This window comes from Bacillus sp. 0209A (assembly GCF_036765095.1).
Classification (GTDB): Bacteria; Bacillota; Bacilli; order Bacillales; family Bacillaceae; genus Bacillus; species Bacillus subtilis_G.
In genome coordinates this window covers 326645-350144 of record NZ_JBAIZV010000003.1, presented here as the reverse complement: position 1 = coordinate 350144, position 23500 = coordinate 326645, and the positions used below count along the sequence as shown (strand labels likewise).

24 protein-coding genes and 1 pseudogene are annotated in these 23500 nt (G+C 44.8%); 16 read left to right on the top strand and 9 right to left on the bottom strand.

What is annotated here, in order from left to right; all coding sequences use genetic code 11:
- Positions 1 to 87 precede the first annotated feature (87 nt).
- Complete coding sequence (locus V6D44_RS12490) at positions 88 to 981, bottom strand: YegS/Rv2252/BmrU family lipid kinase (RefSeq protein ID WP_253268411.1); 894 nt, start codon at positions 979 to 981, stop codon at positions 88 to 90.
- A 156-nt stretch (positions 982 to 1137) separates the two neighbouring features.
- On the opposite strand from V6D44_RS12490, the gene brxB reads away from it, so the two are divergent.
- The 6 genes from brxB (at position 1138) to V6D44_RS12460 (ending at position 5691) form a co-directional block, all read left to right on the top strand.
- Positions 1138 to 1575 (top strand): bacilliredoxin BrxB, encoded by a 438-nt coding sequence (gene brxB / locus V6D44_RS12485; protein WP_087990646.1) that lies wholly within the window; start codon positions 1138 to 1140, stop codon positions 1573 to 1575.
- Between the two features lie 267 nt (positions 1576 to 1842).
- Positions 1843 to 2610 carry an arginine ABC transporter substrate-binding protein ArtP gene (gene artP / locus V6D44_RS12480; protein WP_087990645.1) on the top strand — a complete coding sequence of 256 codons (768 nt, stop codon included), beginning with the start codon at positions 1843 to 1845 and terminating at the stop codon, positions 2608 to 2610.
- An 80-nt stretch (positions 2611 to 2690) separates the two neighbouring features.
- Positions 2691 to 3350, top strand: coding sequence for an arginine ABC transporter permease ArtQ (artQ, locus tag V6D44_RS12475; RefSeq protein WP_087990644.1), 660 nt, complete (start codon positions 2691 to 2693; stop codon positions 3348 to 3350).
- Positions 3343 to 4065 carry an arginine ABC transporter ATP-binding protein ArtR gene (gene artR / locus V6D44_RS12470; protein ID WP_087990643.1) on the top strand — a complete coding sequence of 241 codons (723 nt, stop codon included), beginning with the start codon at positions 3343 to 3345 and terminating at the stop codon, positions 4063 to 4065. The genes artQ and artR overlap by 8 nt, the downstream gene beginning before the upstream one ends.
- Before the next feature lie 72 nt (positions 4066 to 4137).
- The gene (locus V6D44_RS12465) at positions 4138 to 5106 is read left to right on the top strand and encodes an aromatic acid exporter family protein (RefSeq protein WP_202327274.1); all 969 of its coding nucleotides are present in this window, start codon (positions 4138 to 4140) and stop codon (positions 5104 to 5106) included.
- A 51-nt stretch (positions 5107 to 5157) separates the two neighbouring features.
- Entirely contained in the window at positions 5158 to 5691 is a 534-nt protein-coding gene (locus V6D44_RS12460) for a L,D-transpeptidase (protein WP_087990641.1), read from the top strand.
- Between the two features lie 20 nt (positions 5692 to 5711).
- Here the strand turns inward: V6D44_RS12460 and prli42 are convergent, their stop codons facing one another.
- Positions 5712 to 5804, bottom strand: coding sequence for a stressosome-associated protein Prli42 (gene prli42 / locus V6D44_RS12455; protein WP_003226489.1), 93 nt, complete (start codon positions 5802 to 5804; stop codon positions 5712 to 5714).
- Between the two features lie 89 nt (positions 5805 to 5893).
- Here prli42 and mce point away from each other — a divergent pair, with 89 nt between their 5' ends.
- From mce to V6D44_RS12440, 3 genes are read left to right on the top strand one after another with little or no spacing between them, the layout of a single operon-like run.
- Complete coding sequence (gene mce, locus V6D44_RS12450; protein WP_253269164.1) at positions 5894 to 6313, top strand: methylmalonyl-CoA epimerase; 420 nt, start codon at positions 5894 to 5896, stop codon at positions 6311 to 6313.
- Positions 6306 to 7829, top strand: coding sequence for an acyl-CoA carboxylase subunit beta (locus V6D44_RS12445; RefSeq protein ID WP_253269163.1), 1524 nt, complete (start codon positions 6306 to 6308; stop codon positions 7827 to 7829). Before mce ends, V6D44_RS12445 begins: the two co-directional genes overlap by 8 nt.
- Positions 7830 to 7846: 17 nt before the next feature.
- Entirely contained in the window at positions 7847 to 8962 is a 1116-nt protein-coding gene (locus tag V6D44_RS12440; protein ID WP_087990640.1) for a tripeptidase T, read from the top strand.
- Positions 8963 to 9010: 48 nt separating this feature from the next.
- Here V6D44_RS12440 and V6D44_RS12435 read toward each other — a convergent pair.
- From V6D44_RS12435 to mifM, 3 genes and pseudogenes are all read right to left on the bottom strand, one after another.
- Positions 9011 to 9560 (bottom strand): annotated as a pseudogene (locus V6D44_RS12435) (YqjF family protein).
- Positions 9561 to 9722: 162 nt separating this feature from the next.
- Positions 9723 to 10550, bottom strand: a complete 828-nt coding sequence (locus V6D44_RS12430; RefSeq protein WP_333516559.1) for a membrane protein insertase YidC — start codon at positions 10548 to 10550, stop codon at positions 9723 to 9725.
- A 29-nt stretch (positions 10551 to 10579) separates the two neighbouring features.
- Positions 10580 to 10867: a membrane protein insertion/folding monitor MifM gene (gene mifM, locus V6D44_RS12425; protein WP_075746683.1), complete on the bottom strand. Its 288-nt coding sequence runs from the start codon at positions 10865 to 10867 to the stop codon at positions 10580 to 10582.
- Between the two features lie 72 nt (positions 10868 to 10939).
- Here mifM and V6D44_RS12420 point away from each other — a divergent pair, with 72 nt between their 5' ends.
- Together V6D44_RS12420 and gndA are read left to right on the top strand one after the other, a co-directional pair.
- Positions 10940 to 12184 carry a DNA polymerase IV gene (locus tag V6D44_RS12420; protein ID WP_333516558.1) on the top strand — a complete coding sequence of 415 codons (1245 nt, stop codon included), beginning with the start codon at positions 10940 to 10942 and terminating at the stop codon, positions 12182 to 12184.
- Positions 12185 to 12293: 109 nt separating this feature from the next.
- Positions 12294 to 13703 carry an NADP-dependent phosphogluconate dehydrogenase gene (gndA, locus tag V6D44_RS12415; protein ID WP_289347648.1) on the top strand — a complete coding sequence of 470 codons (1410 nt, stop codon included), beginning with the start codon at positions 12294 to 12296 and terminating at the stop codon, positions 13701 to 13703.
- Positions 13704 to 13828: 125 nt separating this feature from the next.
- On the opposite strand, the gene zwf is transcribed toward gndA, so the two are convergent.
- Positions 13829 to 15298, bottom strand: coding sequence for a glucose-6-phosphate dehydrogenase (gene zwf, locus V6D44_RS12410; protein ID WP_333516557.1), 1470 nt, complete (start codon positions 15296 to 15298; stop codon positions 13829 to 13831).
- Positions 15299 to 15524: 226 nt separating this feature from the next.
- Here zwf and rnz point away from each other — a divergent pair, with 226 nt between their 5' ends.
- Together rnz and rpmG are read left to right on the top strand one after the other, a co-directional pair.
- Positions 15525 to 16448, top strand: a complete 924-nt coding sequence (gene rnz / locus V6D44_RS12405; RefSeq protein ID WP_333516556.1) for a ribonuclease Z — start codon at positions 15525 to 15527, stop codon at positions 16446 to 16448.
- An 82-nt stretch (positions 16449 to 16530) separates the two neighbouring features.
- Positions 16531 to 16680 (top strand): 50S ribosomal protein L33, encoded by a 150-nt coding sequence (gene rpmG / locus V6D44_RS12400; protein ID WP_003226511.1) that lies wholly within the window; start codon positions 16531 to 16533, stop codon positions 16678 to 16680.
- Between the two features lie 42 nt (positions 16681 to 16722).
- On the opposite strand, the gene V6D44_RS12395 is transcribed toward rpmG, so the two are convergent.
- Together V6D44_RS12395 and namA are read right to left on the bottom strand one after the other, a co-directional pair.
- Entirely contained in the window at positions 16723 to 17484 is a 762-nt protein-coding gene (locus tag V6D44_RS12395) for an alpha/beta fold hydrolase (protein WP_333516554.1), read from the bottom strand.
- A gap of 109 nt (positions 17485 to 17593) precedes the next feature.
- Positions 17594 to 18610 carry an NADPH dehydrogenase NamA gene (namA, locus tag V6D44_RS12390; RefSeq protein WP_148961976.1) on the bottom strand — a complete coding sequence of 339 codons (1017 nt, stop codon included), beginning with the start codon at positions 18608 to 18610 and terminating at the stop codon, positions 17594 to 17596.
- Positions 18611 to 18783: 173 nt separating this feature from the next.
- Here namA and V6D44_RS12385 point away from each other — a divergent pair, with 173 nt between their 5' ends.
- Positions 18784 to 20418, top strand: coding sequence for a M20/M25/M40 family metallo-hydrolase (locus V6D44_RS12385; RefSeq protein ID WP_202327281.1), 1635 nt, complete (start codon positions 18784 to 18786; stop codon positions 20416 to 20418).
- A gap of 43 nt (positions 20419 to 20461) precedes the next feature.
- Here V6D44_RS12385 and proC read toward each other — a convergent pair whose 3' ends face one another.
- Positions 20462 to 21292, bottom strand: a complete 831-nt coding sequence (gene proC, locus V6D44_RS12380; protein ID WP_202327283.1) for a pyrroline-5-carboxylate reductase — start codon at positions 21290 to 21292, stop codon at positions 20462 to 20464.
- A gap of 402 nt (positions 21293 to 21694) precedes the next feature.
- On the opposite strand from proC, the gene V6D44_RS12375 reads away from it, so the two are divergent.
- Entirely contained in the window at positions 21695 to 22654 is a 960-nt protein-coding gene (locus tag V6D44_RS12375; protein WP_087990630.1) for an MBL fold metallo-hydrolase, read from the top strand.
- Positions 22655 to 22659: 5 nt separating this feature from the next.
- Positions 22660 to 23439, top strand: a complete 780-nt coding sequence (locus V6D44_RS12370; protein WP_087990629.1) for an SDR family NAD(P)-dependent oxidoreductase — start codon at positions 22660 to 22662, stop codon at positions 23437 to 23439.
- The last annotated feature ends 61 nt before the right edge of the window (positions 23440 to 23500 follow it).

Sequence of the window (23500 nt, the reverse complement as noted above, 5' to 3'; positions counted from 1 at the left end):
TTCGAAAGTGTATCTCCTATACTGTAAGGCCTCCTCTTAGGGGAGAGTCAACGGATTTACATCATCTTTCTAACAGTGTTCCGATCCTTATTCACTGCACGGGACAAGCATTTCAATGTGCTGCGGCAGGACTTGAATCACAGCGGGCGTATGAGTATAGACTTCTCCATCTGTATCCGCCTTTTGGGCGGTGTCTGTTTCAATTTCGATCCGGGAGGCTTGGATATAGGACAGCTCTCCGGTAAATCGGTCAATTGTGCCCTGTTCCATGCTCATCAGCTCCCGCAATGCGGAGAGGTTGGTGCTGCGGCAAATGAGGATATCGAGTAAGCCGTCTTCTATACTGGCATTCGGCAGGGGAATTCGGTTCGTTCCAATGTATTGTCCGTTCATCACAAGCAGCATAACGGCGTCTTCTTTCATTTCTTTTCCATCAATTCTTAATGTCATCGGGAACGATTCAGCAGCTGAGACGGTTTTTAATGCACTTGTAAAATAGCTGATTTTTCCAAATAATGCTTTGGCCGTTTCGTTGATTTGATTCGACGTTTCTGTAATCAGGCCGATTCCCCAGAAATTTAAAAAATAATGCTCGTTCATTTGACATACATCTACGTTCGTTTTTGTTCCTGACAGAAGTGCTTCCGCCGCTTTTGCGAGATTTTGAGGGATGCCCAGCACTCTTGAAAAGTCATTGCACGTGCCGCCGGGCAAAATTCCGACAGCGGGTTTTCTTTCTAAAGCGCTGATGCCGTTAATGCATTGATGGACTGTGCCGTCGCCGCCGAGAATAAAGACGGTGTCAACAGAACCATCAATGGATTGGCAAAAATGAAACGCATCATCCTTATTCTTTGTTTGTCTAATGATCACCTCATCTAAATGTTGTGATAAGACCGGCACCACAGCTCCTAATGCTTTTTCTATATGTTTGTTGCCGGCATTTCCGTTATGAATCAGTAATGCTTTCCGATGGCTCATACAAAACTGCTCCTTTATTTTACATCTGGTTATATCATCCCCTTTTTCTGTAAGCTGTAAACAAATAGAAAAGTGTACGGCCAAGCAATGTCATTTGCCGATATAGACGTTTCCTTGCTATGATAAGAACAGATGATAAAAAAGGAGAGGTCTTCATTGAACATGGACTTTAATTTATTTATGAATGATATTGTCCGCCAAGCGAGACAAGAAATAACAGCTGCCGGATACACTGAGCTGAAAACAGCTGAAGAGGTGGATGAGACACTTGCGAAAAAAGGAACGACGTTAGTCATGGTAAACTCTGTTTGCGGATGTGCCGGAGGAATTGCAAGACCGGCCGCATACCATTCCGTTCACTATGATAAAAGACCTGATCACCTCGTCACCGTCTTTGCCGGACAGGATAAAGAAGCGACAGCGCGAGCGCGTGACTATTTTGAAGGATATCCGCCATCTTCCCCATCCTTTGCGATTTTGAAAGACGGAAAAATCATGAAAATGGTCGAGCGCCATGAAATTGAAGGCCATGAGCCGATGGCAGTTGTGGCAAAGCTGCAAGAAGCCTTTGAAGAATATTGTGAAGAAGTATAAGACGAAAAACCCGGGTGCCTAAGTGGCTCGGGTTTTTTCATGCATAAAATACCCAGAAGATATGAATAATTATTAAGGGATTATTCAATTAGATTGTACAGTGAATCTATTTTCCTTAAGTAATATCAAAAAGATATCGTTGGAAAAATAAGCTTAAAGATAATTTCTAAAAATACTATTGCATAAAAATAAGAAACTGTTTAAAATACAAATTAACGAATAAATATTCAAATACACTAAAAGTAATGAATATGGGGGAAATGGATCATGAAAAAATGGCTCTTATTACTTGTAGCTGCCTGCATCACTTTAGCACTATCCGCTTGCGGCTCAAGCAATTCAGGTTCAGAAGGCGGCAAGAAAAAATTAATTATGGGAACTTCGGCGGATTACAAACCGTTTGAATATAAAGAAGGCGATCAAATTGTCGGCTTTGATGTAGATTTGGCAAAAGCGCTGGCGAAGAAGACGGGCTACGAAATTGAAGTGCAGGATATGGATTTCAACAGCTTAATCACAGCGCTGAAATCAAAACAGGTGGATCTGGTTCTGTCAGGAATGACTCCGACGCCTGATCGTAAAAAACAAGTTGATTTTTCCGATGTGTACTATACAGCGAACCATATGATTGTCAGCAAAAAAGACAGCGGCATTCAATCTCTGAAAGACCTGAAAGGAAAGACAGTCGGCGTTCAGCTTGGCTCTATTCAGGAAGAGAAGGGGAAAGAGCTTTCTCCGGAATATGGTTTTAAAACAGAAGACCGCAACAGAATTTCTGATTTGGTGCAGGAAATCAAATCAGATCGCTTTGAAGCCGCGATTATCGAAGACATGGTAGCAGAAGGGTATTTCGAGTCAAACGACGACCTGCAAGGCTTCGTGATTCCTGATGCCAAAGCGGAGGAAGCCGGTTCAGCGATTGCTTTCAGAAAGGACAGTGAACTGACAGACAAATTCAATAAAGCGCTCAAGGAAATGGAAGATAACGGAGAGCTTGAGAATTTGAAGAAAAAATGGTTCACTGGCGAGAAGTAAGAAAAGCGGCTCAACTTTTTCGTTGAGCCTTTTTATTGAATAGGAAATCTTTTTTCCTGTAAGAAAAGGAGACAAAGACTATGAATTTGGATTTTTCAGCAACGATCCCCCAAATTCCTTTTATATTAGAAGGTTTGGCAATTACTTTGAAAATTGTCGTTGTATCAGCCATTATCGGACTTATACTCGGTATTGTGCTAAGCTTATGCAAGATCAGCACGTTCCGCCCGCTTGTCTGGATCGCTGATTTTTACACATCAGTGTTCCGCGGCACGCCTTTAGTGCTGCAGCTTATGATTGTCTATTTCGGGCTTCCTCAGTTGCTCGGATTTCAAATTGACCAGTTTTGGGCAGCAGTTGTCGCATTGTCATTGAATTCCGCCGCTTATGTATCGGAAATTATCAGAGCCGGAATCAACGCCATTGATAAAGGCCAAAGAGAAGCGGCTGTCGCACTGGGGGTTCCGTACGGCAAAATGATGAAGGATCTCCTGTTGCCGCAGGCTTTTAAAAATATATCACCTGCAATTTTGAATGAATTAATTACATTAACAAAAGAATCGGCGATCGTCACTGTTATCGGGCTTGGTGATGTTATGAGACGCGCATATCAAGCTGGCGCCGCCACGTACAATTACCTTGAGCCGCTCATTATCGCCGGATTGATTTATTATGTGCTTGTCCTGATTCTAACGTTTATCGGCAAGGCTGTAGAAAGGAAGCTGAAATCCAATGATTAAGGTTGAACAGCTGTCAAAATCATTTGGGAAACATGAAGTACTAAAAGACATTTCAACAACAATCTCTGAAGGTGAGGTTGTTGCCGTGATCGGCCCTTCAGGCTCAGGCAAATCAACGTTCCTTCGCTGTTTAAACCTGTTGGAAAAACCCAACGGCGGCACCATTACAATCAAAGACAAAGAGATCACGAAGCCGAAAACCAACACATTAAAGGTCCGGGAAAACATCGGGATGGTTTTTCAGCATTTTCATCTCTTTCCGCACAAAACAGTTCTCGAAAATATTATGTACGCGCCTGTCAATGTCAAAAAAGAATCAAAACAGGCTGCGCAGGAAAAAGCCGAAGAGCTGCTCCGTAAAGTCGGTTTGTTTGAAAAGCGAAATGACTATCCAAACCGCTTATCAGGCGGGCAAAAACAGCGTGTCGCCATCGCCCGGGCTCTTGCGATGAATCCGGACATCATGCTGTTTGACGAACCGACCTCTGCACTTGATCCGGAGATGGTCAAAGAAGTGCTCCAGGTGATGAAAGAGCTGGTTGAAACCGGTATGACCATGGTGATTGTCACGCATGAAATGGGCTTCGCAAAAGAAGTGGCAGACCGCGTGCTGTTTATGGATCAGGGAATGATTGTCGAGGACGGCAATCCGAAAGAATTTTTTCTATCGCCAAAATCCAAAAGAGCGCAGGACTTTTTAGAAAAAATATTATAGAATATAGAAAAAAGAAGAAGGCTGGTAGCTTCTTCTTTTTTATTGAAGAAACAAATAGAAATGGAGTCCGACATGTTTAAAATTGGTTACCGCACAATAAAGACAGCGTTTGGAACAGCTTTGGCTATTTATTTAAGCCAGCTATTGCATTTGCAAAACTTCGCATCAGCAGGAATCATCACCATTTTGTGCATTCAAATCACACAAAAACGGTCGCTTCAGGCATCGTGGGCCCGCTTTGCGGCATGCTGTTTGGCAATTCTTTTTTCTTATCTCTTTTTCGAGCTGATTGGCTATCACCCGTTTGTTATCGGAGCGCTCCTTTTGATATTCATCCCGATAACGGTCCTGTTAAAAATTAATGAGGGAATCGTCACAAGTTCCGTTATTATTCTTCATCTGTATATGTCGGGCGGCATAACGCTTGCTTTCATTTGGAATGAAGTTCAATTGATTACGGTTGGTATCGGCGTCGCTCTTTTGATGAACTTGTATATGCCGAGCCTTGACCGAAAGCTGATTGCCTATCGCAAAAAGATAGAGGATAACTTTGCCGTCATTTTCGCAGAAATAGAGCGGTATTTGTTAACTGGTGAGCAAGATTGGACTGGAAAAGAAATTCCGGAAACACATCAGCTCATCACGGAAGCTAAAAATCTGGCATACCGAGATGTGCAAAACCACATTCTGCGCTACGAAAATTTGCATTATCATTATTTTAAAATGAGAGAAAAGCAATTTGAAATTATCGAACGCCTTCTCCCTAAAGTGACTTCTATCTCCATTACGGTAGATCAGGGAAAAATGATCGCAGCATTTATTCACGATTTACGGGAAGCGATACACCCGGGAAATACGGCGCACAAATTTCTGAAAAGGCTTGCCGATATGAGAAAAGAATTTGAGGAGATGCCGCTTCCGGCGACAAGAGAGGAATTTGAAGCGAGAGCCGCTCTCTTCCATCTTCTCGGGGAAATGGAACAATATTTAGTGATTAAAAGTTATTTTAAAGGAATAAAAGCGCAAAAATCACTCGCATGATTCGCATGAGCTCTTCCTTCATTGGTCAACCTAATGAAAAAGGAGGGGCTTATGCGTTTTTTCTTATGTTCGATTTTTATCATGATGATGTCACCGATTTGGCCGCTCGGCGACAATCCGCTGCCGGGTGATCCGTATGTCATTGTCAACAAGAGAACAAACGAACTCGCTGTCATCCTCGACAACAAAGTAGAAGGCGTGTACAGCGTGGCGACCGGAAAAACAGACGATTTAACGCCTGAAGGAGAATTTTCGATAACAGTAAAAGCGGCGAATCCTTACTACAGAAAGAAAAATATTGAAGGGGGATCTCCTGACAATCCGCTTGGAGCAAGATGGCTCGGATTTGACGCGAAAGGGACAGACGGGCGGATTTACGGAATTCATGGGACAAACCGGGATGAATCCGTAGGGAAATTTGTGTCTAACGGCTGTATACGTATGCATAATGATGAAGTCGTTCATTTGTTTCAAACGATTCCGGTGGGTACGAGAGTGTTGATAACGGACGACTCCCGCTCTTTTGAAGAGATTGCCATTGAACATAAAGCTCTGATAAAAAAGCAGGATGTTCCCATTCAATAAGGCTGCCTGCTTTTTTATCATTATAAGAACATGACGATTCCTGAGAGTACAGTTGAAAGAATAAAAACTCCCAAAATCACGATCAAAACGCTTTTCATCAGTTTCTGAGACATGATTTCACTCCTTAGACAATCTGTCTATATTTTAGCGTGTTTTGAGGGGGCGGACAAGTAATATCTATTGGCGGAAAGCAGGGATGAAAATGAACAGGCTTGACCATATCGGGATAGCCGTATTTTCGATAGAAGAAGCGAGGAGCTTTTATGAAGAAGTATTGGGGCTTGCGTTTCTTCATCAAGAAACGGTTGAAGAGCAAAAGGTGAATGTTGCTTTTTTTCAAGCGGGCAGCGTCAAGCTGGAGCTGATTGAACCGCTGACATCTGACAGCCCCGTCCGTTTCTTTTTGGAGAAGAAAGGGCAGGGGCTGCATCATGTTGCGTTTTTGTGCACCGGTTTATCTGAACAGCTTCAAGTATTGTCTGACCGGCAAGTTCAATTGATCGACAGGTATCCAAGACAGGGAGCAAACGGGAAATGGATCGCTTTTCTTTCACCGCGGGAAACAAACGGCGTTCTTGTAGAGCTTTGCGAGCCGAAAGGAGAAACCAATGAACATGAATGAGCACATTGATCATTTATACACGAGGCGCAGGCAGGCAGAACAAGGCGGAGGACATGAAAAGCTGGCCCAGCAGCGGCAAAAGGGAAAGCTCACAGCACGGGAAAGGATCACATTTCTTCTTGATCAGGGCAGCTTTATCGAGCTGCATCCCTTCATGGAAAGCCAAGCGCTAACAAGAGAACAGCGCATTTTAGGTGATGGGGTCGTAACAGGGTACGGCACAATTGACGACCGCTCTGTATATGTATTTGCGCAGGACTTCACAGTGTTCGGCGGGGCCCTTGGCGAAACCCACGCCAAAAAAATCTGCGCTCTGATGGATCTGGCGGCAAAAAATAAGGCGCCGATTATCGGGCTGAATGACTCAGGTGGTGCGAGAATTCAAGAGGGTGTGGTATCATTAGATGGATACGGTCACATATTTTACCGAAACGTCTTATATTCAGGAGTCATTCCGCAAATATCGGTTATTTTAGGGCCATGCGCTGGAGGCGCTGTATATTCTCCGGCCCTCACAGATTTTATCTTTATGGCTGAACAGACCGGCCGGATGTTTATTACCGGGCCGAAGGTGATTGAAAAAGTGACAGGAGAACAGGTAGATGCGGAGAGCTTAGGCGGAGCGGGGATACATAATGCCGTCAGCGGGAACGCCCACTTTTCCGGACATACGGAGAAGGAGGTTCTGACAGGGGTGAAAAAACTGCTGTCTTATTTGCCGCTGAATGGCCAGACAACAGTGCCGCAGCCAGAGAAAGAGGTCTCAAGGCCGTTATTAAACCGTCTCGTGCCCGCTGACACGACAAAGCCGTATGATGTGCGGACGGTGATTAAAGAGCTGGCAGATCCGCAGTCTTTTTTTGAAATTCAGCCGTTTTTTGCGAAAAACATTGTCATCGGGTTTGCAAGGCTGGGTGAAAAAACAATCGGCATCGTTGCGAGCCAGCCGAAGCATCTGGCGGGCAGCCTGACGATTGATGCTGCTGATAAAGCGGCAAGGTTCATCCGTTTTTGTGACGTATTTGATATCCCGCTGTTAACTGTCGAGGATGTGCCGGGATTTCTTCCTGGTATTCAGCAGGAGCATAACGGAATTATCAGGCACGGCGCAAAATTATTGTATGCCTATGCAGAAGCGACCGTCCCAAAAGTCACGCTCATTATCAGAAAAGCGTACGGCGGCGCCTATGTGGCCATGAACAGCAAAGCGATCGGAGCGGACCTTGTGTTTGCATGGCCGAATGCTGAAATCGCAGTGATGGGTTCAGAAGGCGCGGCTTCGATTTTGTATGAAAAGGACATAAAAACTTCGGCAGACCCGGAAAAGACAAAACGTGAAAAAACAGCTGAATACAAAAAGCAAAACGCCGGCCCGTACAAAGCGGCGGCCTGCGGAATGGTCGATGACATCATTTTGCCTGAAGAATCTAGGAAAAGGCTGATTCAAGCCTTTTACATGCTTGCACATAAGACAGAAGAGAGGCCGAAAAAAAAGCACGGTAACATACCGCTATAATATGGAGGGACTTACAAATGGTGAATGAAAAACGCCTGCTGGAAGAATTTTTAGAGCTTGTCCAAATTGACTCAGAAACAAAACACGAAGCAGAAATCTGCAAAGTGCTGAAACGAAAATTTTCTGATTTAGGTGTGGATGTAAAAGAAGACGATACAATGGATATCACTGGTCATGGAGCCGGAAACCTGATCTGCACATTAAAAGGGACAAAACAAGCAGATACGATATACTTTACATCTCATATGGACACAGTTGTACCCGGAAACGGCGTAAAACCGGTTGTTGAAGAAGGCTATGTCAAAACAGACGGCACAACGATTTTAGGCGCCGATGATAAAGCGGGGCTGGCTGCAATGTTTGAAGCGATTAAAGTGCTGAAAGAAGAAAACATTGAGCACGGCACGATTGAATTCATCATCACAGTAGGTGAGGAATCAGGCCTGATCGGAGCGAAGGCGCTTGACCGTTCTATGATCACGGCATCCTACGGCTATGCCCTTGACTCAGACGGAAAAGTCGGGAATATCATTGTGGCCGCGCCGACACAGGCGAAGGTAAGAGCGGCAATTTACGGGAAAACCGCACATGCCGGGGTTGAACCTGAAAAAGGCATTTCTGCCATTACAATTGCTAGCAAAGCCATTTCAAAAATGCCATTAGGCCGCATCGATAAAGAAACAACAGCAAACATCGGCCGGTTTGAAGGCGGCACACAAACAAATATTGTGTGCGATGAAGTCCATATTCTTGCGGAAGCACGTTCTTTAGTTCCTGAGAAAATGGAAGCTCAGGTTCAAAAAATGAAAGCTGCTTTTGAAACGGCCGCTGCTGATATGGGCGGACGCGCGGAAGTCGAAATTGAAGTGATGTATCCGGGCTTCAAATATCAAGACGGCGACCAAGTGGTTGAAATCGCGAAGAAAGCGGCAGCTAAAATCGGGCGCCCGAGCGAGCTGCAAACAAGCGGCGGCGGAAGCGACGCGAACGTGATTGCAGGTCATGGCATTCCGACGGTCAACCTTGCTGTCGGTTATGAGCAAATTCATACAAAAAATGAAAAAATGCCGATTGAAGAACTCGTTAAAACCGCGGAAATGGTTGTTGCCATTATTGAAGAGGCGGCGAAATAAAAAAGGAAAACCCGAGCGGACCAGCACCGCATCGGGTTTTTTTTGCATTCAGCTCCATTGCCTAAGCGGCCAAAATAACACGTCCTGTTTTTTAGCGAAATGAAGCAATGGATCTGACGCTGGCGCTGTAAAAGGAGCTGAAATGGGCCGGTATGCGGCGCGGAATGCTGTTTCTCCTGCAGACATAGTCAATGCCATCACCACTTTTTTCAGCTTTCATATCCGCGTAAAAATAAGGTAAATGAAAGAACGTGCGAGCGCCCAGGACCGCCAGCCGATGATCAGCATCTAAGCTGAAAAAATAAATGCCGGGCTTGCCTTTATATGTGACATAGGTGCGGAGGTTAAGCTCAGGAAAAGCACGCGCACCGGGAAGGGCAGGAAGAAATCAGGCCCTCAAGTTCGTGAGCATAAAGGGAAGCAAGCTGACCCAAGCTTGCCCGTTATATGTATCTAATTCTAAAACTGGCGGTACTAAAGGGCGAAGGATAGAAACATCAACAGGCCAGCGGGCTTATAAGACATCATTCCAGGTTTGTCTCATGATCCACATTCCCACAGGCACAGACATATTTTTTTGCTGAAAGCGTTCCGTCACGTATATGCTCCTTTCAGTGGATGTGACTAAAGGTATTCCCGCTTTCCTTCTTTTTAAACGATATGGCTGTTTTGTTAGGATGGCCATTTTTGCATCAGCCTTGAAAGAAAAGGGTGCGGTGAAACAAAAAACAACCCCGGCTTTTCGCTCGGGGTTGTTTCATTATTTCACCGGCTCAGTAAGAGCAGCTGCTTTTTTCGTTTTATGGTGTGTCATCTGAAGGACGATGTTTTGCACTGTCAGGAACAGCCCGCTTGTGAACCAGTACAGCGGAAGGGCTGCAGGAACATTAAGCGAGAAAATTGTCATCATCACAGGGAAAATGAACACCATCAGTTTGGCTGATTGCTGAGCTGCAGGGTTTTGCGGAACAGCGGAATATTTTGCGCTCAGTTTTTGAGCAACATAGGCCTGAATAAAGTACATAGCTCCCGCACTAAGAGACACGAGAATGTCAGATTGTCCTAAACTGAACCATAAAAACGAGTGTGACGCAATTTCAGGTGTAGAGCGAATCGCGTAATAAAACCCAATCAAAATAGGGAACTGAATCAGCATTGGGAGACATCCCATGGCAAGCGGATTGATATTGTGCTCCTGATACAGCTTCATCATTTTCGTTTGCAGTTCTTTTTGCTGTTCTGGGTCCTTCGTCTTTTTCAATTTGTCCTGAATGCTGTCAACCTGAGGTTTAATAACCGCCATTTTCTCTTGGAACAAACGCTGTTTTTTAAACTGATTGACAAACAAAGGCAGTACAACCACACGCACAATAATGGTTACGAGAATAATAGACAGTCCGTATTCTCCGTGAAACAGTCCGGCAACACCTTTAAGCAGAGCGGAAAACGGTTCGATTAAATAGTCGTGGAAAAAACCGACGTTGCTGAGGCCTCCCACCTGATTAGTCGCCGCAAACGCTGCATTGCCCGAGCATAATATGATCAAAAAGATTCCTACAGCCAAAAGTTTTTGATATGTTTTTAACAATTTGTTCTCCTCCTTTTTATAAATGCGGTTTATAAAAGAAGGGAACTGGCGTCTTCATCATCGTTCACAGGCGAATTCATGCGGAAGACTTTACGTATCCAAGTTGTAATGCGATGATATATAATAATAAGAAAGTCTGTTCGGTTTATTTGAAAGACCGTCTGATGTTCGTCTGTTCGTTTTGATTTCCATTGCTCGCCAGCACGGCATTCTCGTAAAAGAAACGCAATCCCGATTGCTGTCAGAGCCGGAAGAATAATTGTGAAAAAATCGACTAAGAATAAAACGTCATTTATCGATTCCACAAACATTGTCATCACATCCATTCAATACCTTCATTTTACTATATGTACAAGCCGTTGTCTAATGAACGAAAAGGAGATTTATTTATGCAGGGAAAGGGCCGAATTATTTTCCATATTGATATGAATAGCTTCTATGCATCGGTGGAAATGGCATATGATCCGGCTCTCCGGGGGAAGCCGGTCGCAGTTGCCGGAAATGTAAAGGAGCGAAAGGGCATCGTGGTGACATGCAGCTACGAAGCAAGAGCGCGCGGCGTTAAAACAACGATGCCGGTTTGGGAAGCGAAGCGCAATTGTCCTGAGCTAATCGTTCTTCCGCCGAACTTTGACCGCTATAGAAACTCTTCAAGAGCGATGTTTAACATCCTCCGTGAATATACTGACCTGGTGGAGCCTGTCTCCATCGACGAAGGCTATATGGATATGACCGATACACCATACAGCAGCCGCGCTCTGGAGACGGCAAAAGAAATCCAAAGCAGGCTGCAAAAAGAGCTGCTGCTTCCGTCAAGCATAGGGATCGCGCCGAATAAATTTCTCGCGAAGATGGGGTCTGATATGAAAAAACCGCTTGGCATCACGATTTTAAGAAAGAGGCAAGTGCCTGATATCCTTTGGCCGCTTCCTGTTGGAGAGATGCACGGAGTCGGCAAAAAGACAGCGGAAAAGCTGAAGGGACTCGGCATTCATACGATTGGAGAGTTAGCTGCAGCTGATGAACACTCGCTGAAACGCCTGCTTGGCATCAACGGCCCGCGCCTTAAACATAAAGCAAACGGCATTCACCATGCGCCGGTTGACCCGGAGCGCATTTACGAATTTAAAAGCGTCGGCAACTCATCGACACTATCACACGATTCCAGTGATGAAGAAGAGCTGTTAGGCGTTTTCAGAAAGCTTTCCGCTTCCGTGAGTGACCGCTTACAGCGCAAGGAAGTCATGGCTTCGAAGCTTTTTATTATGATTAGATATGCAGATTGGAAAACCATCACGAGAAGCATCACGCTGAAAAATCCGATCGATCAAAAAAGTGAAATAATGAAAGAAGCGGAGCACCTCTTTTTTAAACACTGGAATAAAAGTCCTGTCAGGCTGCTTGGCATTACCGGAACGGATTTAGTAGAAAAAGAACAGGCCTATAAGCAGCTCGATTTGTTCAGTTTTAATGAAGATGCGAAGGATGAGCCCATTCAGCAGATGATGGAAAAGCTGAATGATAGGTACGGATCCAAGCTGATCAGAAAAGGGGCAAGGATAAAAAAGGAGGAGAGCAAAACGAAGGGAACAAGCTTTAATAAAGATTTTTTTCAGGATGAAAAGAAAAGGTGAATAGCTTGAAAAAAAGGGTGAAAGTATGGTAATTTCTTTATTATAAATATCATTTTATTTTAATTTAAATTTTAAAATGATTAAACGTTTGCAGAAGGGACGTTAGAATATGTCAAAACAACAAATCGGAGTTATCGGACTTGCGGTCATGGGTAAAAATCTGGCTTTAAATATCGAGAGCCGGGGATTTTCTGTTTCTGTTTACAACAGATCAAGCAGTAAAACGGAGGAGTTTTTGCAGGAGGCAAAAGGAAAAAATGTTGTTGGCACATACAGCATTGAAGAATTTGTCCAATCCTTGGAAACACCGCGTAAAATCTTATTAATGGTGAAAGCGGGAACTGCAACAGATGCGACAATTCAATCTCTTCTTCCTCATCTAGAAAAGGATGATATTTTAATTGACGGCGGTAATACATACTATAAAGATACACAGCGCCGTAACAAAGAACTTGCAGAAAGCGGCATTCACTTTATCGGAACAGGCGTTTCCGGCGGTGAAGAAGGAGCGCTTAAAGGGCCTTCTATTATGCCTGGAGGACAAAAAGAAGCACATGAGCTTGTGAAGCCGATACTTGAAGCGATTTCTGCAAAAGTTGACGGAGAACCTTGTACGACATATATCGGTCCAGACGGTGCCGGCCATTATGTGAAAATGGTGCATAACGGAATTGAATACGGAGATATGCAGCTGATCTCTGAATCTTACTTCATTTTGAAACAGGTGCTTGGCCTTTCAGCGGATGAGCTTCATGACATTTTCGCTGAATGGAATAAAGGCGAGCTTGACAGCTACCTGATTGAGATCACGGCTGACATCTTTACGAAAAAAGACGAAGAGACAGGCAAACCGCTTGTTGATGTCATTCTCGATAAAGCAGGACAAAAAGGAACAGGAAAATGGACAAGCCAAAGCGCGCTTGACTTAGGTGTGCCGCTCCCGATTATTACTGAGTCTGTATTCGCGCGCTTTATCTCAGCGATGAAGGAAGAGCGTGTGAAAGCGAGCGGCCTTCTTTCAGGACCTGAAGTGAAGCCTGTTACAGACAATAAAGAAGAGCTGATTGAAGCAGTCAGAAAAGCGCTGTTCATGAGTAAAATCTGTTCTTACGCGCAAGGATTTGCCCAAATGAAAGCTGCTTCTGAAGAATATAACTGGGATCTGAAATATGGCGAAATTGCTATGATCTTCCGCGGCGGCTGCATCATCCGCGCGGCATTCCTTCAGAAGATCAAAGAAGCTTACGATCGCGAACCTGAGCTCGACAACCTGCTTCTTGACAGCTACTTCAAAAATATTGTAGAAAGCTACCAAGGAGCGCTTCGCCAAGTGATTTCACTTGCTGTTGCCCAAGGTGTGCCGGTGCCATCATTCTCAAGCGCATTAGCTTACTATGACAGCTACCGCACAGCTGTACTCCCTGCAAACTTAATTCAAGCGCAGCGTGACTACTTTGGCGCCCATACTTATGAGCGTACAGATAAAGAAGGTATCTTCCATACTGAATGGATGAAGTAATAGTGAACCCCGAAGCGCCTTAGGGCTTCGGGGTTTTTTGTTATTGAATTTGCGTCTTAAGGAATAGTCTTGACAGCTGCAAAAAAAGCCGAAAATGCTGTTGAGCATTTTCGGCTTTTTCTCTATTATATATTCCACCAGTTCAAGCTGTCTTTCGCCAAAAGATCATCTGATTCTTTCGGTCCCATAGAGCCTGACTCATAGTTTGGAGATAGGGTCTTGTTTGCTGCCCATGTTTCAGAAATGGCGTCGACAAAACTCCAAGACAAGGCAACTTCATCCCAGTGTGCAAAGTTTGTGGCATCACCCAGAAGACAGTCGTGAATCAATTTTTCATATGCTTCAGGGGTGTTCATCTCATCATTGCAATTGCTGCAGTAATCCAGTTTGATTGGCTGCGCGTGTGCTGCTCCGCCGAGCTTTTTAGCGTTTAAGTAAAGCGTAATGCCTTCGTCAGGCTGAATATGGATCACGAGCAAGTTTGGATTCATGTTGTTTTCATTGCCGTAGTACAGGTTCATCGGAATGTCCTTAAATTGAACGACGATTTTCGTGGACTTTTCTTTCATTCGTTTTCCGGTGCGGATATAGAATGGAACACCAGCCCATCTGAAGTTGTCGATCAAGAGCTTTCCTGAAACAAAGGTTTCTGTATTTGAGTCAGGAGCGACATTATCTTCATCCGTATAAGCAGGGACCATCACACCGTCAATTTCACCGGCTTGATATTGTCCGCGTACAAAATACTCATCTACTTCGTCTTTTGCAACAGGGCGCAGTGCTCTCAGCACCTTCACTTTTTCGCTGCGGATTTCTTCTGTGTTCAATTTGATCGGCGGCTCCATTGCAAGAAGGGCAACCATTTGCATGATATGGTTTTGCACCATATCGCGAAGGGCGCCTGATTTTTCGTAATATCTCGCACGGTCTTCGACGCCAAGTGATTCGCTAGATGTGATTTGAATATTTGAGATGTAGCGGTTCGTCCAAAGCGGTTCGAAAATCGCATTGGCAAATCGAATCACTTCAATGTTCTGAACCATTTGTTTGCCTAGGTAATGGTCGATTCTGTAAATTTGATCTTCTGTAAACGCTTCGCGGATTTCTTTGTTCAGTGCCTGTGCGCTTGGCAGATCATGGCCGAACGGCTTTTCAATGACAAGGCGGGACCAGCCTGTTGTTGCTGTCACACCTTCTGATTTTAATGTTTTTGCAATTGTTCCGAAAAATTCAGGAGCCATTGCCAAGTAGAACATTCTGTTGTTCGGAATTTGATATGTATCTTCCAGCTGGTTAAGCAATACGTTAAGCTCTTGATAAGAGCCAGGATTTGTCACGTCGAACGGGTGATAGTAAAAATGAGACGTGAAATCATCTATATGCTTATCTGCAGATGAGGAAATGGATGTTTTAACCGTTTGGCGAAGATCCTCATTAGACCAAGGTCTTCTTCCAACTCCTACTACTGCAAACTCTTCTCCGATTTGTCCGTTTTGATATAAACGGTGGATAGACGGATACAGTTTTCGTTTTGCTAAATCTCCCGTTGCGCCGAATATGACAATTACTGCTTTTGGTTGTTGGTTTGTTTTCACTAAAAGTACCTCACTTTATTCGAAGCTTTATTTTAGTACACCCCGTATATTTTCTTCATTTTAAATCTAAAATTGAACGAAAGCAAACATTTCAGCCCCTTTTTTTGCAGAATACCGTAAAAATGTCTCTAGAACAAAAGGATTGTTCCTTTCAGAGGCAAGATTCACATTTTACGCATGATCCTGTATTCTTGTAGGTAACTAGTTCTAGTAGGAGGAAGGAAATGTGGAATTACTTTTTTTAGGGACGGGAGCCGGCATTCCCGCTAAGGCGAGAAACGTAACGTCGGTGGCGTTAAAATTGCTTGAAGAAAGACGTTCGGTATGGCTGTTTGACTGCGGGGAAGCCACACAGCATCAAATTTTACATACCACGATTAAACCACGTAAAATCGAAAAAATCTTCATTACCCACATGCACGGCGATCATGTATACGGACTTCCAGGGCTTCTGGGGAGCCGTTCTTTTCAAGGGGGAGAGGACGAGCTGACGGTGTACGGACCTAAAGGGATCAAGGCGTTTATTGAAACAAGCCTTGCCGTCACGAAAACCCATCTGACATATCCGCTTATGATCCAGGAAATCGAAGAAGGAATCGTGTTTGAAGACGAGCAGTTTATGGTCACGGCCGTATCTGTTATTCATGGAGTGGAAGCTTTCGGATACCGTGTGCAGGAAAAAGATGTGCCTGGTTCCTTAAAGGCGGATTTATTAAAGGAAATGAATATCCTGCCCGGGCCTGTGTATCAAAAAATTAAAAAAGGCGAAACGGTAACGCTTGAAGACGGGCGCATCATCAATGGGAATGATTTTCTGGAGCCTCCTAAGAAGGGAAGGGCTGTGGTATTTTCCGGAGATACGAGAGTAAGTGATAAGCTAAAAGACTTTGCAAGAGATTGTGATGTGCTTGTTCATGAAGCGACCTTTGCTAAAGAAGATCGGAAGCTTGCTTATGATTATTTTCACAGTACAACGGAACAAGCGGCCGTAACAGCGAAAGAAGCAGGGGCGAAGAAGCTCATTTTAACCCATATCAGCGCCAGATATCAGGGAGATGCCTCTCTGGAGCTTCAGAAAGAAGCGGATGACGTTTTCCCGAACAGCGTAGCGGCTTATGATTTCTTAGAGGTAAACGTCCCCCGGGGCTGAGGCCAAGAGTTCTTATTTGACAATTTGTAATTATGTTGTATAATAAAACGTAATCATTACGTTTTATAAGGAGATGTTAATTATGAGAGTCAATGTTACTTTAGCCTGCACTGAAACGGGAGACCGGAATTACATCACAACAAAAAACAAACGCACCAACCCAGATCGTTTAGAGCTGAAAAAATATTCACCGCGTTTAAAGAAATATACCCTTCATCGTGAAACGAAATAATAGAAAAGAAGACCGGGCGTACATACCCGGTCTTCTTTTATGTTAATTGACTGCCTGATAAAGTGGAGTAGCCTGCTGGCACGCTGCACACCATACATCATAAATAGCCAAATGAACGATATGAGGTTCATCATGATGGATGTTGTGAGAGCTGTTTTTAGCTTGAATCCAGCCACTTTGATGAGATAGAGACAATATGCTGCTGTGCATGTTTAGCCACTCCTGTTCAGCGGTGAATTTCTCAGTCCGTTCACCCGATGACAACACAAGGAGAGGCATGTTTCCCAAATGGACTTGCTTCCGTTTGAGCTCCTGCAGGCTTCTTGAAAATTCTGCATGTGTGCCCTCAAGCATCATCTTTCTTGTATCAGCATTGTGCATTTCTTCAGGAATAAAGGAGCAGCTTGCACAATCTCCTAAAGCTGGATCAAGGAGAACCATGCCGATAATATCTCGCTTGTTTTTGCAAGCCCATAAACCGGTGATGACAGCTCCATATGAATGTGAAACAGCCAGATAAGGAGGTTTTACATCTGCTGCTTTAAGCAAACTCTCCAATTCTTCCCCTTTTTGTTCAGCTGTTCGTTTAGCGCTGCTTTGTCCGCTTTTTCCAATTCCCGCCCGATCATATGTAAAAATGCCAAATTCATCATCAATGTCCGCTATTAATGGGTTCCACGTCTCAGAAGAAGTACCGTAGCCGGCCTCAAAGACAATCGTTACACCGCTTGATCCTCTCCGGTGTTGTGTATGAAACGCACATCCGTCAATTGTATATGTCTTTTCCATCCAAGCTGAGTTCATTGGAGTCATCTCCTCTAATTGGTTCTACTAGGGAGACGGAGAACCTGAGCTGATCGTTTCTCTAAAAATAAAAAAAGAGATATCCGTTTGAGGATATCTCTTGTGGGCATTACCAGCCTCTCTCATATTGAACAGGGGCCGGAATCTCTGTATTGAGCTGTTTCGCTGCTGTTCTTGCAAAGAAAGGATCCCGCAATAGCTCTCTGCCGATAAAGATGAGGTCGGCACGTCCATTTTGCAGAATTTCTTCAGCCATTGAACCGTCTGTAATCATGCCGACAGCACCAGTTGCCATGTCGGCCTGTTCACGGATTTTCTCAGCGAAGCTGACTTGATAGCCGGGGAATACGTTAATGTCTGCGTGAACAAGGGCGCCTGAGCTGCAGTCAATTAAGTCAACACCCTGCTCCTTCATCCATTTTGCAAAACCGATGTGATCGGCGATGTCTAAGCCTTTATCTGTATAGTCAGAAGCAGATACACGGACAAATAAAGGGCCGTTCCATACTTGTTTGACTTCATCAATGATCTCTCTTAAGAAACGATAGCGGTTTTCTGGTGAGCCGCCGTATTCATCTGTGCGATGGTTGGAAAGCGGAGATAAAAATTCGTGAATTAAGTATCCGTGTGCCGCATGAATTTCAATCATATCAAAGCCGGCTTCTTTTGCGCGGGCAGCCGCTTGTTTGAACTCGCGGATTGTTTCTTTTATTTTTTCTGCTGACATTTCTACAGGTGTTGCTGATTGTTCGTCAAACGCAATCGCCGATGGAGCGAAAATATCTCCTTCAAGCTCTGCTTTACGTCCGGCATGGGCAAGCTGAATGCCGATTTTTGAGCCTTGTTCTTTGACCTGCTCAGTCAGTTTGGCAAAGCCTTCAATATGCTCGTCACTCCAAATTCCTAAGTCTTGGTCTGTGATTCGTCCTTGAGGATTAACTGCTGATGCCTCGACAATAATCAGCCCGACCTGGCCGATTGCGCGCGATATGTAATGTGCCATGTGGAACGGCGTCAATTTTCCGTCCTTTTCATGAGAAGAGTACATGCACATTGGCGACATGACAATGCGGTTTTTTAACGTCATATCTTTAATGGTAATCGGTGTGAATAATTTTCTGGCCATTTCTTTCGCCTCCCGTAAGGTTTTTAGAGGTTGATTATATCAAGTCATTTCTTTCCCGTCATATAAACTGCTCAAAAGATCCGTTTTTGTCAAACATTTCTGTATAATAGATATGGAATCATTTTATTTTTCAAGCTAGAAGCGTTTTTATACATAGGAGGGGGCGGAGATCGATGAATTGGCAGACGAAGGACGAATTACTGACCCTTTTAACTTCTCTTGTGCAATACGAAAGCATCACCGGTTCGAAGGGAGAGGCAGCACTTGCAGAATATCTTTATTTTATTTTGAAAGACAAGCCTTATTTTCAAAAACATCCTGATGATGTAACACTTCATCCGATGGACGACGGCAGATCCTTTCTTACGGCTCTTGTCAAAAAGAAGAATGTCAAAAAGACAGTGCTTTTGCTGAGCCATTTTGATGTCGTGGACATAGAGGATTACGGAGAATTCAAACATATGGCTTGTAAGCCTGCTGAGCTTTTGAGCTCCTTTTTAGAGAAAAAAGAGCTGCTTCCGGAACGTGTGAGAACAGACGCTGAAAGCGGAGACTGGCTGTTCGGAAGAGGCACGATGGATATGAAAGCGGGACTTGCCGTTCAGCTGTCGATGCTGGAGCGGGCAATGAACGGCCAATTTGAAGGCAATCTGCTGTTGATTACGGTTCCTGACGAGGAAGTGAATTCGAGAGGCATGATTGAAGCGGTTCCTGTACTGAAGGAAATGGAGAAAAAGCATGATCTCTCATTTTCCGCTTGTCTGAATGCTGAACCGATGTTCGAAAAATTTCCCGGCGACCAGCAGCAATATATTTATACAGGAAGTATCGGCAAGGTGCTTGCGGGATTTTTCTGCAAGGGGATTGAAACCCATGTCGGAGAGCCGTTTTCAGGCATAAACGCAAATTTAATGGTATCGGAGATTAACCGCTTGCTTGAACTGAATTCTGATTATTGCGAGAAGGTTGAAGGTGAAGTCACCCCGCCTCCGGTAAACTTAATGCAAAAGGACTTGAAAGAGGCGTATTCTGTTCAGACACCGCATACAGCTGTCACGTTATTTAATGTGCTGTCCATGAAACGCTCGGCCAATGAACTGCATCAGATGCTGCTTAAAACCGCGGAACAGGCGGCGAGAGAAATAACCGCGAATATTCGGAAGAAAACACAGGATTTTCAGCAATTTGAGTCGTTTACGCCGATGGAACGCGACGTCTCTGTTTTGACATTTGATGAGCTGGCCGCGCGTGCGAGAAAGCGTGCCGGAAACTCTGAAATAGAGCGGGTTCTGAATTATGCCTTTGCCAACAGGGGAGATCTTGGGGACAGGGATTTTTCGACGAAAATGGTATCTGAGCTTGCTTCGCTTTGTAAGGAGGATGCGCCGCTGATTGTTCTTTTTTACAGCCCGCCGTTTTATCCGGCGGTTTCTTCAAAGGACGATCACTTGATTAGGAATACAGCTGATCAGCTTATGCATTATGCGGCTGACAGATACGGCATAGCGTTACAGGAGGTTCAGTATTTCCCGGGACTTTCAGACTTAAGCTATCTACAGCTCGAAAAGCAGGAAGTCGACGTGTACACAAGCAATATGCCGCTCTTTAATAGAGGATATTCACTGCCAAGCGGCAAAGATCAGGCTTTATATGTCCCGGTTTTAAATGTCGGTCCGGCTGGAAAAGACCCGCACAAATGGACGGAAAGGCTGTATATGCCTTATTCCTTTGAAGTGCTTCCCGATTTGCTTTTATTTACGATCTCCGCGCTATTAAAACCATCAGAAACTGCCAGCCGGCTGATTTAGGAAAAACAAAAGACAGAAGGCATTGCCCCTTCTGTCTCTGGGCTTACGTCTCTAAGGCGGCACCGGAAAACTGCTCTTTAATCTCGGCGCTGCGTTTAGCGGTTTCTTCAACACAGTGAATAATCGCTTCTTCAAAGCGTGAGTCCTGTAAAGCGCGAAGACCTGCCTCTGTTGTGCCTCCCGGACTCGTGATTTCCTTGCGCAGTTTTGCGGGCTGTTTGCCGCTTTGAAGGAGCATATCTGTTGCCCCTGCCATTGTCTGCAAAATGAGAGCCTTTGCCGTTTCCTCATCCAATCCTATTTTTTGCGCCGCTTTTTCCATTGCTTCAATATAACGGTACACGAAGGCCGGGCCGCTGCCGGCTATTGCCGTGACAGCGTCGAGATGCCGTTCCTCAACAAGTGTGGCATCACCGATTGTTTCCAATAAAGCTTTTGCCGCGGTCATATCTTCCTGGCTTGCTTCAGCGCTTACGGAAAATCCGGTTGCTGATTTGCGGATGGCTGCAGATGTATTAGGCATGACGCGAATGACCGCGAGCTTTCTGCCAAAATAGTGCTGAATGGTTTCGATGGTAAGACCTGCAAGTACTGAAATCACAAGCTGGTCCTTGATATACGAACGAATGCTGTCAATGCTTTCCGCTGCGTCCTTCGGTTTAAAAGCGAGGATGATGATATCGGTTTGAGTGAAAAACTCATTTTTATCTCTGCAGGGACACACGCCGTACGTTTCCTTTAATTCAATCAAACGCTCGTCATTTGAGCGGTTTGTGATATAGATATGTTCTGGTTTTGTGATGCCGCTTTGCAAAATACCGTTAATCATTGCTTCTGCCATGGACCCGGCGCCGACAAATCCTATCTTTTTCATTGATATCCTCCTTTAATCAGAACAGCAAAAAACCTTTTCATCACGTAAAGGACGAAAAGGTTCGCGGTACTACCCTCATTAGCACAAGTTGTGCTCAGCTCTAATCCCGTAACGCGGGAAACGTTTAGGTTTTCCTAACCGCGACTTGAGGGCAGGTTCTACAAACAAGCGAACCGCAATGCCTTTCAGCCGGGGGCATCGCTCTCTTTGGCCATTGCCTTGTATACGATTCCTCGTCATAGCGTTCCAATGGTTCTCGTTTTATTTTGTTGTTCATTATGCAATGCGGACAAGCTCATGTCAATAGCTTTTTCAAAAAGGGACTTTCTCATTCGGCAATAATGACACAAGACTGAGAAAAAGCTAAAATATGAGTAATGAATGAAGACAAGGAGCGAAAGGATGACAACTGCAGATGTTATGACGATCCGCGTCCCGACACCCTTTGCTGTGGGCGATGTTATCGTTTACCTCGTAAAAGGTGATGCGCTGACACTTATCGATGCCGGGCCGAATACAAAAGAGGCTGTTAGAGCCCTTCAAGAGCAGCTTGCCGCTGTAAATGTGAAAATGTCAGATATCGAGCAGGTTGTACTGACTCACCATCATGCTGATCATGCAGGCTTGCTTGATGCCTTTTCTGATGAAATCGAAGTGATTGGGCATCCGTTCAACGAACCTTATATCAGCCGAAATCAAGCTTTTAGGGATTGGCAAAAATGTTTTTTTCAAAAGCTTCTGCCTGAATTAGGCGTTCCGTTTGATACGGGAAAGACAGAAAAGCTGATTCGGTCAGCGTACGCGTTTTCCTGTACGAGATCCCTGACGAAAACAGTCAGAGAAGGGATGAGCGTTGATGGGCTTGGGGGCTGGACTGTTTTGGAGATGCCTGGACATGCTGAATCGCATATTGTTCTTTTCCATGAAAAAAGCGGTAGAATGATTGGCGGCGATCTTCTGCTGGCCAACAGCTCGTCTAATCCGATTCTGGAAGCGCCGAAAACGGGAGACATAAGATCAAAGCCTTTAGTTGATTATCAGCGGTCATTGCGAAGGCTGTCTGAACTTGATCCAACAATCGTGTTTCCCGGCCACGGCGAGACGATCACCAACGTACAGGCGCTGATAGAGAAGCGTTTTGACAAGCAGAGGAACAGGACGGAGGATGTGCGGCGCATGCTGGATGAAAAGCCGATGACCGCTTTTCAGGTCTGCCAGCAGCTTTTTCCTGCTGTGTATGAAAAGGACTTATTTTTAACGATGTCAGAAACGGCAGGGCATCTTGATGTGTTGGCGGCTGAAGAATCCATCACGTCATATTGGGAAGGAAATACTGCATATTTTAGAACAATGAAGAGGTGAAATGGATGAAGCATATAGCGGGAAAGCGGATATGGATAACCGGCGCTTCAGGAGGGCTCGGTGAAAGAATCGCATACTTATGCGCGGCTGAAGGAGCCCATGTCCTGCTGTCGGCAAGACGTGAGGAGCGTTTAATAGAAATTAAAAGGAAGATAACCGAGGAATGGAGCGGACAGTGTGAGATTTTCCCTCTGGATGTCGGCAGCCTGGAGGATATCGCCTGTGTCCGCGGTCAGATCGGCTCGGTTGATGTACTGATTAACAATGCGGGCTTCGGTATATTTGAAACGGTCCTAGACTCGACGCTGGATGATATGAAAGCGATGTTTGATGTGAATGTCTTCGGCCTGATCGCCTGTACAAAAGCGGTGCTTCCGCATATGCTTGAGCAAAAAAAGGGCCATATCATCAATATCGCTTCTCAAGCGGGGAAAATTGCAACACCGAAGTCGAGCCTTTATTCCGCGACAAAACATGCCGTGCTCGGCTACTCAAACGCTTTGCGGATGGAGCTGGCGGGAACAGGCATTTATGTGACAACAGTTAATCCGGGACCGATTCAGACGGACTTTTTTTCCATTGCTGATAAAGGCGGGGAATACGCCAAAAATGTGAGTCGCTGGATGCTTGATCCTGATGACGTGGCAGCTCACATTACAGCTGCTATTTTCACGAACAAACGGGAGATCAATCTTCCGCGTTTCATGAATGCCGGCACCAAGCTGTACCAGCTGTTTCCAGCTCTGGTTGAAAAGCTGGCAGGACGCGTGCTTATGAAAAAATAATGGTGGAACTGCCTGTGGTGAGATGGCTTGTTCGCATACCCACAGGCAGTTTTTTATAGAG